Annotated in this window: 14 protein-coding genes; 4 read left to right on the forward strand and 10 right to left on the reverse strand. The window is 71.7% G+C overall.

All coding sequences use genetic code 11. The features are described 5' to 3' along the window. Positions 1-90: 90 nt before the first annotated feature. Positions 91-1,014: a mycothiol synthase gene (gene mshD / locus ACIGJO_RS07240; protein WP_399953382.1), complete on the reverse strand. Its 924-nt coding sequence runs from the start codon at positions 1,012-1,014 to the stop codon at positions 91-93. A gap of 222 nt (positions 1,015-1,236) precedes the next feature. On the opposite strand from mshD, the gene ACIGJO_RS07245 reads away from it, so the two are divergent. Next, a complete protein-coding gene (locus ACIGJO_RS07245) occupies positions 1,237-3,054 on the forward strand; it encodes a bifunctional metallophosphatase/5'-nucleotidase (RefSeq protein ID WP_399953384.1) in 1,818 nt (605 codons plus the stop codon). 192 nt (positions 3,055-3,246) lie between these two features. On the opposite strand, the gene ACIGJO_RS07250 is transcribed toward ACIGJO_RS07245, so the two are convergent. After that, a complete protein-coding gene (locus tag ACIGJO_RS07250; RefSeq protein WP_399953387.1) occupies positions 3,247-3,480 on the reverse strand; it encodes a hypothetical protein in 234 nt (77 codons plus the stop codon). 67 nt (positions 3,481-3,547) lie between these two features. After that, a complete protein-coding gene (locus tag ACIGJO_RS07255; protein WP_399953390.1) occupies positions 3,548-3,871 on the reverse strand; it encodes a hypothetical protein in 324 nt (107 codons plus the stop codon). 310 nt (positions 3,872-4,181) lie between these two features. Between ACIGJO_RS07255 and ACIGJO_RS07260 the strand changes: the two genes are divergently transcribed. Beyond that, positions 4,182-4,985 (forward strand): ABC transporter permease, encoded by an 804-nt coding sequence (locus ACIGJO_RS07260; protein ID WP_266932301.1) that lies wholly within the window; start codon positions 4,182-4,184, stop codon positions 4,983-4,985. 1 nt (position 4,986) lies between these two features. Further along, positions 4,987-5,724 carry an ABC transporter ATP-binding protein gene (locus tag ACIGJO_RS07265; protein WP_399953393.1) on the forward strand — a complete coding sequence of 246 codons (738 nt, stop codon included), beginning with the start codon at positions 4,987-4,989 and terminating at the stop codon, positions 5,722-5,724. On the opposite strand, the gene ACIGJO_RS07270 is transcribed toward ACIGJO_RS07265, so the two are convergent. From ACIGJO_RS07270 to ACIGJO_RS07300, 7 genes are all read right to left on the reverse strand, one after another. Continuing rightward, a complete protein-coding gene (locus ACIGJO_RS07270) occupies positions 5,647-6,624 on the reverse strand; it encodes a hypothetical protein (RefSeq protein ID WP_399953396.1) in 978 nt (325 codons plus the stop codon). The genes ACIGJO_RS07265 and ACIGJO_RS07270 overlap by 78 nt on opposite strands. Positions 6,625-6,779: 155 nt before the next feature. Then, the gene (locus ACIGJO_RS07275; RefSeq protein WP_399953399.1) at positions 6,780-7,217 is read right to left on the reverse strand and encodes a DUF2511 domain-containing protein; all 438 of its coding nucleotides are present in this window, start codon (positions 7,215-7,217) and stop codon (positions 6,780-6,782) included. A 19-nt stretch (positions 7,218-7,236) separates the two neighbouring features. Continuing rightward, positions 7,237-8,139 carry an ATP-binding cassette domain-containing protein gene (locus ACIGJO_RS07280; RefSeq protein ID WP_399953402.1) on the reverse strand — a complete coding sequence of 301 codons (903 nt, stop codon included), beginning with the start codon at positions 8,137-8,139 and terminating at the stop codon, positions 7,237-7,239. Continuing rightward, the gene (locus ACIGJO_RS07285) at positions 8,136-8,927 is read right to left on the reverse strand and encodes a hypothetical protein (RefSeq protein ID WP_399953406.1); all 792 of its coding nucleotides are present in this window, start codon (positions 8,925-8,927) and stop codon (positions 8,136-8,138) included. The genes ACIGJO_RS07280 and ACIGJO_RS07285 overlap by 4 nt, the downstream gene beginning before the upstream one ends. Beyond that, a complete protein-coding gene (locus ACIGJO_RS07290; RefSeq protein ID WP_399953409.1) occupies positions 8,927-9,562 on the reverse strand; it encodes a hypothetical protein in 636 nt (211 codons plus the stop codon). Before ACIGJO_RS07290 ends, ACIGJO_RS07285 begins: the two co-directional genes overlap by 1 nt. A gap of 318 nt (positions 9,563-9,880) precedes the next feature. Continuing rightward, on the reverse strand, positions 9,881-10,777 hold the full coding sequence (locus ACIGJO_RS07295; RefSeq protein WP_399953412.1) for a hypothetical protein: 897 nt from the start codon (positions 10,775-10,777) through the stop codon (positions 9,881-9,883). Next, positions 10,774-11,331, reverse strand: coding sequence for a sigma-70 family RNA polymerase sigma factor (locus tag ACIGJO_RS07300; RefSeq protein ID WP_329942197.1), 558 nt, complete (start codon positions 11,329-11,331; stop codon positions 10,774-10,776). The genes ACIGJO_RS07295 and ACIGJO_RS07300 overlap by 4 nt, the downstream gene beginning before the upstream one ends. Positions 11,332-11,578: 247 nt before the next feature. Between ACIGJO_RS07300 and ACIGJO_RS07305 the strand changes: the two genes are divergently transcribed. Further along, positions 11,579-11,749 (forward strand): gallidermin/nisin family lantibiotic, encoded by a 171-nt coding sequence (locus ACIGJO_RS07305; RefSeq protein WP_399953415.1) that lies wholly within the window; start codon positions 11,579-11,581, stop codon positions 11,747-11,749. Positions 11,750-11,814 lie beyond the last annotated feature (65 nt).

Consider the following 11,814-nt stretch of genomic DNA (forward strand, 5'->3'; position numbering starts at 1 on the left):
GAGTAGTGAAAGGGTGGTGGAAAGAAGGGGCGGCGTCAAGTGACGCCGCCCCTGGGTGTTCTGAGCCTCCGTCGGAGACCGTCCCGTATGTCAGGACTCCGTGCGATACATCAGGTCCACCTCATGGGTGGTGAACCCCATCCGCTCGTACACCTTCAGCGCCGCCGGATTGTCGGCGTCGACGTAGAGCATCGCGGTGGGCAGCCCCTCGGCTGCCAGATGGCGCAGCCCGATCGCGGTGAGTGCCTTGCCGAGGCCGCCGCCCTGCGCGTCGGGCAGGACGCCGACGACGTACACCTCGCCGAGCTGCTCCCGCGCGTGCACCTTCGTCCAGTGGAAGCCGACGATCCCGCCCGCGCGCTCGGCCAGGAAGAAGCCCTTCGGGTCGAACCAGGGCTCGCCCTTGCGGTCGTCCAGGTCCCGCTGGGTCAGCGAGCCCTGCTCGGGGTGGTGCGCGAAGGCGGCGCTGTTCACGGCGAGCCAGGCCGCGTCGTCCTGTCCGGGCACGAAGGTGCGGACGGTGACGCCCTCGGGCAGGACCGGCTCGGCGAGGTCGAGGGGGATCAGCGTGCGCCGGAGCTGGCGCAGCTCGCGGAAGAGGGAGAGGCCCAGGACCTGGGCCAGATGCCGGGCGGCGGAACTGCCGCCGTGCGCCCAGACCCGCAGCCGCTTGCCGGTCGCGGCGAGGACCGCGGCGCCCAGGGCCCGCCCGTGGCCGTGGCCCCGGTGCGCGGGGTGCACGACAAGTTCGGCGGCCGGGGCCTCGACGGGGTCGGTGTCCTCCAGCTGGGCGTACCCGGCGAGGACCCCGGCGCTGGTCAGCAGGAAGTGGCGTACGCCCGCGCGGTGTCCGCCCCGGAGCTGGAGCCGCCCCTGCTCGGAGACCGCCTGCCTGCCGTCGGACCGGGCCGCCTCGCCGAGCAGGTCGAGAACGGCTTCGGCCTGTACGGGGTCGAGCGCGTCGAGGGTCTGAATCTCGCGTCCGGGGGCGGGGAGCGGTACGTCAGTCGTCATGCGTACGAGCGTACGGCGACGGGCGCGCGAGGTGGCGGCACCGAGGGGAGATCCGGCGGTGGTTCCGGCGGTATATGGGGGCCATGTGGGCGCTATTGGTCGATAAGGGAGGTTTCTGACGGCACGGCAACCAGCTCGTAACCTCGAACACCTGTTGCGCTACGCGCGTTGACCCTAGGCTGCGGCACGCAGGATTCACGATGTGACACCACAAGGGGACCGATGTCAGCGACTCCGCAGAAGAACCGTGCGTCCCGGCGGGTGCTCGCCGCCGCGGCCGGTCTGGCCACCGTGGGCGCGCTCGTCGCCGCGATGCCGGCCGGCGCCCAGGACCGGGGCAATGGCCACGGACATGGCCACGGGCACAAGCCCCGCACCGTCGATGTGCAGCTGCTGTCCTTCAACGACCTCCACGGCAACCTTGAGCCCCCGGCCGGTTCCGCGGGCACGGTCTCCGAGACGCAGGCCGACGGCACGGTGAAGCCGATCCCCGCGGGCGGTGTCGAATACCTCGCCACGTCGCTGCGCGAGGCGCGCGAGGGCAACCGCTACTCCGTCACCGCCGCGGGCGGTGACATGGTGGGCGCCAGCCCGCTGATGTCGGGGCTCTTCCACGACGAGCCGACGATCGAGGCGCTGAACAAGCTCGACCTCGATGTGACGGCGGTGGGCAACCACGAGTTCGACGAGGGCTCGGCCGAGCTGGCCCGCCTCCAGAACGGCGGCTGCCACCCCACCGAGGGCTGCTACGAGGAGGGCAAGAAGTTCAAGGGCGCGGACTTCCCCTACCTCGCGGCCAACGTGACGAAGGAGGAGACCGGCAAGCCGCTTCTCAAGCCGTACACGGTGTGGAAGAAGAACGGCGTCAAGATCGGCTTCATCGGGGTGACCCTGGAGGGCACGCCGAACATCGTCACCGCCAACGGCGTCAAGGGCCTCGAGTTCCACGACGAGGTCGAGACGATCAACAAGTACGCCAAGGAGCTGGACCGCAAGGGCGTCAAGTCGATCGTCGCGCTGATCCACGAGGGCGGGGCCCCCGCCTCGACCTCGTACAACTACGACTGCGACAGCCCCGGCGCCGGTGACGGCATCTCCGGGCCGATCCTCGACATCGCCAAGGGCATCACGCCCAAGGTGGACGCGCTGGTCACGGGCCACACCCACCAGGCGTACGTGTGCACCGTCCCGGACCCGTCGGGCAAGCCGCGCATGGTCACCTCGGCCTCCTCGTTCGGCAAGGTCTACACCGACACGACGCTCACCTACGACCGTCGCACCAAGGACATCGTCCGTACGTCGGTGAAGTCCGCGAACCACGTCGTCAGCCGGGACCGGGCCAAGGCCACCGACATGACGAAGCTGATCGCCCGCTGGAACGCCCTCGCGGCCCCCATCGCCAACAAGCCGCAGGGCTGGATCACCGCCGACATCAACGGCCGCGGCGCCACAGCCCCGGAGAAGCCGCTCGGCAACCTGATCGCCGACGCCCAGCTGGAGGGTCTGGCCCCGGCCGACAAGGGCGGCGCCCAGATCGCCTTCATGAACCCGGGCGGCATCCGCTCGGACCTGGTCCACAAGGCGTCCGGCGCCGAGGGCGACGGGGTGGTGACGTACGGCGAGGCGTTCACCGTCCAGCCGTTCACCAACATGATGAACGTGGTCGATCTGACCGGTGCCCAGGTGATCGAGGCCCTTCAGCAGCAGGTCAGCGGCTCCAACGAGGCCAGCCCGAAGATCCTCCAGGTCTCCAGGGGCCTCACCTACACGCTGGACCTGACGAAGACGGGCGCGGCCCGCGTGGCCGCCGACACCATCAAGCTCAACGGCGAGGCGATCGACCCGGCGAGGAGCTACCGGGTCGCGATGAACGAGTTCCTCGCGGGCGGCGGCGACGGCTTCGCGGCTCTCGGCAAGGGCACGAACAAGCTGGTCGGCGCGTCGGACCTGGACATGTTCAACGCGTACCTGGCGGCCCACTCGACGGCGGCCGCCCCGCTGGCCCCGCCGGCCACGGACCGGATCACGATCGTGCAGTGACTCCCGTACGCGGGTGAGCGCGCGGAGCGCGTGAGTGAGTGAATACGAGGGTGGGGGCGGTGGGCCGGATGGCCCGCCGCCCCCACCTTTTCCCGGTCCCAGGACCTCGCGGACCGGGTGTGACCCTGCGGGGACGGCCCATGGGCGGGGCCACGGCCCACGGCCCACGGGCAGGGCTTTACGGGCGGGGGCTCATGGGCGGGGGCCGCTCTCGATGCGGGCCTGCTCGACCAGGTGCTCGTAGGCGTCGGGATCCTCCAGGCCCTCCCCCCGAAGCAGGGCGACGGACCAGGGGATCGGGCACGGCGGCGCGTGGTCGGGGTCCGGGCACAGCATCGCGGAGATGCGTTCCTTGAGGTCCTCGGCCTGCTGCTCGGTGGCGTAGACGCCCAGCCGCACTTCGTACACACGGGGAGCTTCGGACATCGCTCGCGCCTTTCTGCCCGGGGACAAAAAAAGGGGTGCGATCCAGTCCGCTCCCCTTTTTTTGACGTTACCAGGTGCGCTTCGCGTCGCAGTGGCGCTTGTAGTGCCCGGCCGGAACGGGGATGTTGCGCGCCGCGTCGTCGATGGCCGCCTTCTCGGTGTTGCCCGTGCCGTCGGCCCTGTCGTACCTGATCGCGTTGTTGTCGCTGATCCGCACGATCTGGCACTGCACCGTCGCGTGCCAGAGCTTCATGATCCCCACCGGGGCGGCGGAGGCGGGGGCGGCGGGGGCAGCGAAGGCGGTGGGGGCAGCGAAGGCGGTGGGGGTGACGAGACCGCCGAGCGCGAGGGCCATGGCGCCGGCCACGAGCGCGCTGCTGAGCTTCTTCATGAGGGTTCCTTCCTGACGATGCTGGTGCGGGAACACCCGACCGGCCCACCCCGGTGGCGGCCCGGCGGTGCCTCTCACGCTCGCATCCGCACGCACCGGAACGGGCCCCCGCCCGGTCGGTTGGCAGCCCCCTGTCAGGTGTCTGCCGTCTGCCAGTCGGGCGACCGCGTCCTCCCGCGGCGAACCGCGGCTCCGGACTTCGCTACGTACCTGGCACAACCGGCAATGGCCGACAACCGGCGACCGGCAACCGGCAACGGTCGGCAACCGGCAACGGTCGACAACCGACAACGGTCAGGTAGGAGAACTCATGGCGCACGACACAGCCGACCCGCCCCTCGTGGGGCAGCGCGACAATCCGTCGCTGTCGACCGTGGTGGGGACCGAGCTCGCCCGCAACAAGCGGGGATTCGTCCTCTGGTACCACCTGCTCGCTCCCGTGATCATCACCATTCCGCTGTTCCTCGGCTCCCTGGGCTCCTCCGAGGCGAAGGCGGGACAGACCTTCGAGGTCTTCCGCAATGTGACGCTGGAGTTCTGGGGCGTGCTGGTGCCGATGACCGCGGGCCTGGCCGCCGCGCTGTCGGTCCGCGCCGACCAGGACGCCTGGCGGCTCCTGCTGTCGTACGGGGTCCCGCGCGGGCGGTATTTCGTCGGCAAGGTGGCCGCGCTGGGTGTGCTGGGGTTCCTGTCCTCCTGCGTGCTGCTGGTGATGCTCTCGATCGGTGCGCTGATCAGCGGCGACTTCCCGGGCGGTATGGGCATGGTGGTCGCGGCGGTCTATCTGCCCTGGCTGGTGGGCCTGTCGATGACGGCGCTGGCCGTGCTGGTCTCGTTCGTGTGGGGGATGGGGCCCGGGATCGGCGTGGGCATCGCCGGACTGCTGTGCGGCGCGCTCGTCTCGGACAAGGACTTCTGGTTCGCCGTCCCCTTCGCCTGGCCGATGCGTGTGGTGCTGCCACTGGCCGGTATCGGGCCGAACGGAGTGCCGCTGCCCGAGGGAAGCCCGGTCACCGCCATGTCCGCCATCCCGCTCGCCGTGGGACTCGCCGTCGTGCTGACGGCGGCCCTGCTGCTCATCGGCCGTGTGCACATGCAGCGAAAGGAGATCTGACATGACCGCGTACGAATCCCCGTCGGAGCAGGCGGCTCTGACGATCCGACGGCTCAGCAAGCGCTACGGCTCCCGATACGCCCTGGACGGGGTGGACCTCACCGTGCGGGCGGGCGAGGTCTATGGACTCCTCGGACCGAACGGCGCGGGCAAGACGACGCTCATGAAAGCTCTGCTGGGACTCCAGCGGCCGACATCGGGCAGCATCGAGATCTTCGGCAAGCCGGTCGGACGGGATTCGCTGGCGGACGTCGGCGCCCTGATCGAAGTCCCCGGCCTGTGGCCGACACTGACCGGTGACGAGACGCTGAAGGTGCACACGAGGCTGCGCTGTGTGCCCGAGGAGTGGATCGAACCGGCCCTGCGCCTGGTGAAGATGACCGAGGCGCGCGGCCGGCGGGTCTCCTCCTACTCCCTCGGAATGCGGTGGCGGCTGGGCATCGCCGTCGCGCTGCTGGCCAAACCGCGGCTGATCGTCCTGGACGAGCCCACCAACGGACTCGACCCCGTCGGTATCCGGGAGATGCGCGGAATCATCCGCTCCCTGGCCGACGAGGGCGTCGCCGTTCTGATCGCCAGCCACCAGCTGGCCGAGGTCGCGCAGGTCTGCGACCGGGTGCAGGTGCTGTGCGAGGGCCGCACCCGGTACGAGGGCCCGCTGTCAGGGCTGGCCGTCGACGGGGATGTGGAGGTCGGATTCTTCCGGCTGCTGGAATCGGTCGACGCGGGAATCCGCTGACCGCCCGATGGCCTCCGTGGACCGGCGGGGGCCATCACGCGGGCCATCGGTCCGGCCGGCGGCCGGACCGGGGAGCAGGAGACGCGGTGGCGGGTTCGGGCCGATGGCCAGCGACATCAGTTCGGTGCGGCTGCGGATGCCCAGATCGTCGTAGAGCTTGCGGATGCGGCGGTACATGGACCGCTCCGAGCAGTAGTAGGTGCGCGCGATCTCGGACACGGTCATCGAGGTGCGGAGCAGCCGCAGGAGGCCGGTGTCCGAGGTGGTGGCCGGGGCTGTCGCGGCGGGCTGCGGTGGCCTGTGGCCGAGAGCGAACCGCTCGTCGTCGTGTCGTACGCCGATGTCCGGACATCGGTGTTCGGCCGCGTGCCGTGGCACATGGTCCCGGGCCGCTGCATCGCCGCGGGCGCGCTGATGGCTTCCGTGCTCCTGATGCCCCTCGTGACCGTCGTGCCCCTCGTGGCCCTGGTGGTCGGCGTGGGCGAGATGGAGCCGGACGGCGGACATGGTCATACGGTGCGCGCGCAGCTGCGCGTACAGCATGTCGACCTGGCTCTCGCCGGGAATGGCGAGATTGAGCACGAAGCTCGCCCCCGAACGGATCGCGTAGTACGTGCGATACCCCGTGACATCGTCGGTCACCGCGATGAGCAGCGACAACGGGTGCCGAACCCGCACGGCGCGCAGCCCCTCGGCCTGGAACTCGCTGGCGACCGGTATGAGTACGGGAAGACAGAGCACCGTCCCGGGCGCGGTCAGACACGCGTCGTCCACGAAGTCGACGTGGTCCAGGCCGGAGCGGATGGTGCTGAGAGTGGCGGGCGGTGAGTCGAAGTGCTCCCTGAGCCCGGAATGGACCAGGACGTGCAGCTTGTCAGCGGTCGATGCGCGCTGTTCCAAGGTCGTGCCCCCGTGATTCTCTGTCGTGCTGGGCCCACGTCAGCTCATTCGTGGGCCCACTCCTCGTCGTGCGAGTCGTTCCTCTCGTGTCTCCTGTGCGCCGTGGGCGGGGTGAGGGCCGGGTACACCCAGGAGGTGTACCCGGCCGGGGCCGGTCATGAGGCGATTCCGCAGAGCTTCAGAGTCCTGCTGAGCAGCGGGCCGATGCTCACCGGGTCGCCGCCGTCGCCGGACATCCGAACGGGCGCCAGATCCGGGTAACCGGCGCTCTCCGCCCGGTCGTTGAGCGCGTAGGTCGTTCCGTCGGGGACGGTGACGACCGCCTGGTCGCCCTCGCGGCACTCGGCCGTGGCCTGCTCGACCGTCAGCGGCCAGGTGTATCCGAGGTTCTTCTCGCTCATCTGCTGCTTGGTGGACGTGGGACTCGGCAGCGGTACGGGAGTCTTGGTGGCCGGTTCGGCGCGGCCGCCGCCCCCGCAGCCGGCCAGGCCGATCAGGGCCACCGCCGTCAGGGCCAGACAGGCCAGGGCGCGGGGGGCCCGGGTGGTGGAACGGCGGTTGCGCGGGGCGTGCGGGGTGTTCGTGGCGTTCATGGCATGCGTGGTCACGTGGTCACTGCCTCACTGTGGGTGGGTGCGGGGTCGCGCCGTCGGCGCGGAGCAGGGCGGCGTAGCCGTCTTCGAGCGAGGGCTCGACGGGCCGGGCCCCGGCGGGCGGGGCGTTCGTCACGATGCGGTATTCGGTTCCCTCGGCACGGGTCACCGCGCTCACCACCTCGGCGCCGGGGGGCGGGCCCGTGTCCGCGCCGGTGGGCCGGTACACGAAGGTGCGCCCGGCCGCCTGACCGACCAGATCGGTGGTGGCGTCGTGGAAGACCAGCCGGCCGGCCGCGAGCACGGCCACCTCGGGGCAGGTCTGGGCCACGTCGTCGAGGATGTGGGTGGACAGGATGACGGTGCGGCCGTGTCCGAGTCCGGCGAGCAGGGAACGGAACCGCATGCGCTCGTGCGGGTCCAGGCCGGTGGTGGGTTCGTCGACGATCAGCAGGGTCGGGTTGCCCATGAGGGCCTGGGCGATGCCGACCCGCCGCTTCATACCGCCGGAGAACCCGGCCAGCCGCTCGCCGGATCTTTCCTCCAGGCCGGCTTCCGCGATCCGCGCGTCGACCTGACGCCGCCGTTCGCGCTTGTCGTGGATGCCTTTGAGCACGCCGATGTAGTCGAGGAACTCACGTGTCGTCAGGTCGGGGTAGAGGGACAGCTCCTGCGGGAGGTAGCCCAGGGTGCGCTTGGCGGCGCTGAGTCCGGCGCTCGTCGACAGGTCGTGTCCGGCCACGTGTACCCGGCCGGAGGTGGGGCGCAGCACACCGGTGAGGATGCGCAGCAGTGTGGTCTTGCCCGCGCCGTTCGCGCCCAGCAGCCCCACGGTGCCGCTCTCGATGTGCAGGTCGACGGCGTCCAGCGCGCGGCGTCCGCCGCGGTGCACCTTCGTCAGTTGCTCGGTGGAGATGTTCATGAGGCTCCGTGTCGGCTGATGCGGGAGACGAGACGGCCCAGCGCGTAGCAGGCGGCGGCCGTCGCGAGGACGAGGGCGACGTTCACCAGTGCGGTGGTGTCGCTGACGGCGGGACGCAGGGCTCCGGTGCCGTCCCGGGCCGCCCACACCTCGGGGGCGTGGGCCCAGGCGGCCATCGGATAGCCGCCGAGCGGGGACAGCACGGTGCCGGTCACCGTGGGGATCGGCGAGAAGCCCGGCGGGAAGTGGCAGGCCCACAGCCACACCAGGGCCGTGACGGCCCGTGCGGCGGCCACCGGCAGCAGCACGCCGAGCAGCCCGGCGAACGCGGTGGCCAGCAGCGCCGCGGGGAGTACGGCCGTCAGCAGCGATACCGCCGCCGAGCCCAGGGGCGTCGCGGAACCGGCGAGCACCGAGACGACGGCGGCGTACGCGAGGAAGAGAACGGCGACCGGGGCGAGCGCGGTGAGCAGCGGCCCGGCCAGGGCGCCCGCCGTCCGCGCGAGCGGCCCCGCCGGGGTGGCGGCCAGCAGCTCGGCGGTGCCGCGCGACTCCAGGCTCCGGCGCAGCCGGTCCGCGAGGGCGAGGCCGACTCCCAGGGTGCAGAAGGAGTTGACGAGCACGGCGGCGGCGCCGACCCGGGTCGCCGGGTCGGCGGAACCGGTGACGACGGGGGACGTGGCGGCCAGGAGCAGACTGAGCAGGGCCAGCGGCAGCACCGCCCCCCATACGACCCGGCGGCGGGCCGCCATCAGGGCCTCGTACCGCAGGGTCCACAGCAGAACCATCAGGCCTCCCCGTCGCCGGAGTGCGCGCCGACGGGTCGGAGTCCGGCGCCCGCCCGGCCACCGGAACCCAGCGTGCGCAGGGACGCCGCGGTCAGGCAGCCGCCGATCAGCAGCGCGGGCAGTGCCTGCCCGGCCCCGTCGGCCACCACCCGGTCGACGAGCAGCAGCTTGGCCAGCACCACCGCGACCACCAGCCCGGTGGCGGGTGCCGCCGAGCCGGACCGGACCGTCGCCCACACCGCGCCGCCGCTGAGCAGCACGGTCAGCCCGGCGAGACTGAGCAGGGTGCCGGGGAGATCGAGGGGGTGTCCGGCGGCCGTCACCGTCGTCACCAGGGCGAGCGCGGCGACGGCCGTGACGGCGGCGGGCCAGGCGAGCCGGCGGGCGACGGTGCGGGGGTAGGGGGTGGGCAGGGAGAGATGCAGCTCCAGCAGCGGCTCGCGCGCCACCACCGCCGCACAGGCCAGGGCCGCCGCAGTGGGCAGCGCGCAGGAGAGCAGGGCCCGGCCGAGCACCGTGGCACCGTCGAGGCCCACGGCCGCGACGCAGGTGAGGAGCGCCGCCAGGACGGGCAGGGCGACGGCCTGTTTCCCGCACCGGCGGACTTCGTGGGTCCACCAGGTCGCAGCGGTCATGTCGTGGCTCCTTTCGTCGCACCCACGCCGGCCCGGCGAGCGCGGCGTGACCTGCCGGTGGCAGCACACCCCGTACGTAGCGGGACGGCCACGAACGGTTCACGGCACCGGCCGGACGGTCCGGCGGTCCGGGCGGGCGAAGAGACCGCCTGCCGGGCGGCCCGCCTGCCGGGCAGTCGGGCAGTCGGCCAGTCGGGCAGCGATACAGGCAGCCGGCCGACCCGACAGCCCGCCCGTCCGCCCGAGACAGCCCGCCGGCGCGACAGCCCGTCAGACAGCCGGGCGGCGAGGACCGCGGCAGGCCGGGCGACGGCCTGGCTACGCGGGGCGGGACGCCGAGCCGTCCCCGAACGACCGCATCGTGGCCGCGGCCCAGCCCAGCAGGGCGGCGGCGAGTGCCAGGCTCCACGGCGTCGTCGCGAGCAGGGCGTCCAGGAAACCGGCGAACGGGGTGGTGACCCCCGCCAGCGGCCCGCCCACGAGACCCAGCAGCCACAGCCCCGCGCCCGCCGAGGCTCCGGCCGCGGTCGAGAAGCGGACCGACAGAGCCAGCGTCAGCGAGGCGGCCAGCAGCGATTCGCCGAGCCAGCTCGACACCACCGGCCACCAGCCGGGCCCCGCCACCAGCGCCGAACAGCCCATGGCCAGCGCCACATCGACCCCGAGCACCACGGTCAGCCGGGAGAGGAAGACCACGGCGGGGGACACCGGCAGCGTGAACAGCAGCTCCCGCCGGGGGTCCCGCCGGGGCGAGGCGACCATCAGCGCGCCGAAGACCACCAGCAGCACCACCACCGCGCCGAAGAGCCGTGTCCCGAAACGATCCTGCGCGTCGGCCGCCGCCAGTACCGCCGCTCCGACGAACCCGGCGGCGCTGAGCGGCGCCCAGCTCCTCGGCATCAGCAGGGCCTGACGCAGCACGAGCTGACCCGCCGTCCGCCAGGGGAGCGCGGTCCTGCGGCGCACGGGCACGGCGTCCGCGCGCGGGGCCCGCTCGGCCGGGCCGGCCAGAGCGGGGCCCAGCAGCGCGTCGAAGGAAGGTACGGCGAGGGCCTGTTCGGCGGACTCGGTGCGCAGCGCCGACCGGATGTCCTGCCACACCGCGCTCCGGCCGCGGCAGGCGGCACACGTCTCCAGATGCCGCAGCCGGCGCTTCTCGTCGGGGCCTTCGCCCGACGGATGCGCCAGGACATCGTCCGTGAGGTGGTCTGTCATCGTCGTCCCGATCCTTCCAGCCGCGTGGCGGCGAGCATGTGGCCCAGCCGTCTGCGCGCTTGAGACATCCGGCTCTTGACGGTGCCCACCGGGATGGCGAGCGCGGTGGCCACCTCCGGGTAGGCCAGGTCCTCGACCAGGACCAGGGCGAGCACCTCGCGCAGATGTCCGGGAAGAGTGCGGACGGCTGTCAGTAACGCGGTGCGCTCGGCGTCCCGCACGATCTGGTCCTCGACGCTGGACGAGGGATCCGCCACGTCGTGGGCCTCGGCCAGGTCGACCAGCCGCGGCCGGGACTTGCGGAGCTGATTGTGGGCCTGCCGTCTGGCCACGCCCATGAGCCACCCCCGTACGGAGGACTCGCCCCGGAAACCGCCGGCCGACCGCCAGACCGCGAGCCACGCCTCCTGGAGGATCTCCTCGGAGACTCCCCGGTCCGAGGTGAGTCTGCCGATGAGGCGCAGCATGGCGGCAGCGTGCCGATCGTAGAGGGTACGCAGGGCTGCCTGGTCGCCCTGGGCGACACCGGTCAGCAGAGCTTCGTCCGAACACACACCACGTACGTATCCATAAACGCCTGGTCGGTTCACGGCTTACGACGGAATTCTTCGGATCAGGACGAATCCGGGCAGAACTGCCGCTGTTCGGAGACCGGTACTGACAGCACTGCCAGGACTGCCAAGCAGCTCCGATTCCGTTGTCCGGTCACCGGACACGTGGTTCGGTGCATCGTGGGTCGCGATCCACGAGCATCCGCCGCGGCCCACGAGCATCCGCTTCGATTCCTATGAAGGAGAGAGCATGGGTATCAAGGATCCCGCTCAGAGGGCCAACGACTCGGGGCTGTTCGACCTCGACCTGGAGATCGGCGTGGAGCAGTCCGTCGCCGGTCCTGCCATCACGAGCATCTCGTACTGCACCCCGGGGTGCACCAGCGAGGGCGGCGGCTCCGGCTGCAGCCACTGCTGCTGACAGTTCAGACCCGTGGGGCCGGGCCTCGTTCCGGCCTCACGGGCACACTCCCGGGCGTGAGGTGC

Source organism: Streptomyces sp. NPDC079020 (assembly GCF_044542225.1).
GTDB lineage: Bacteria > Actinomycetota > Actinomycetes > Streptomycetales > Streptomycetaceae > Streptomyces.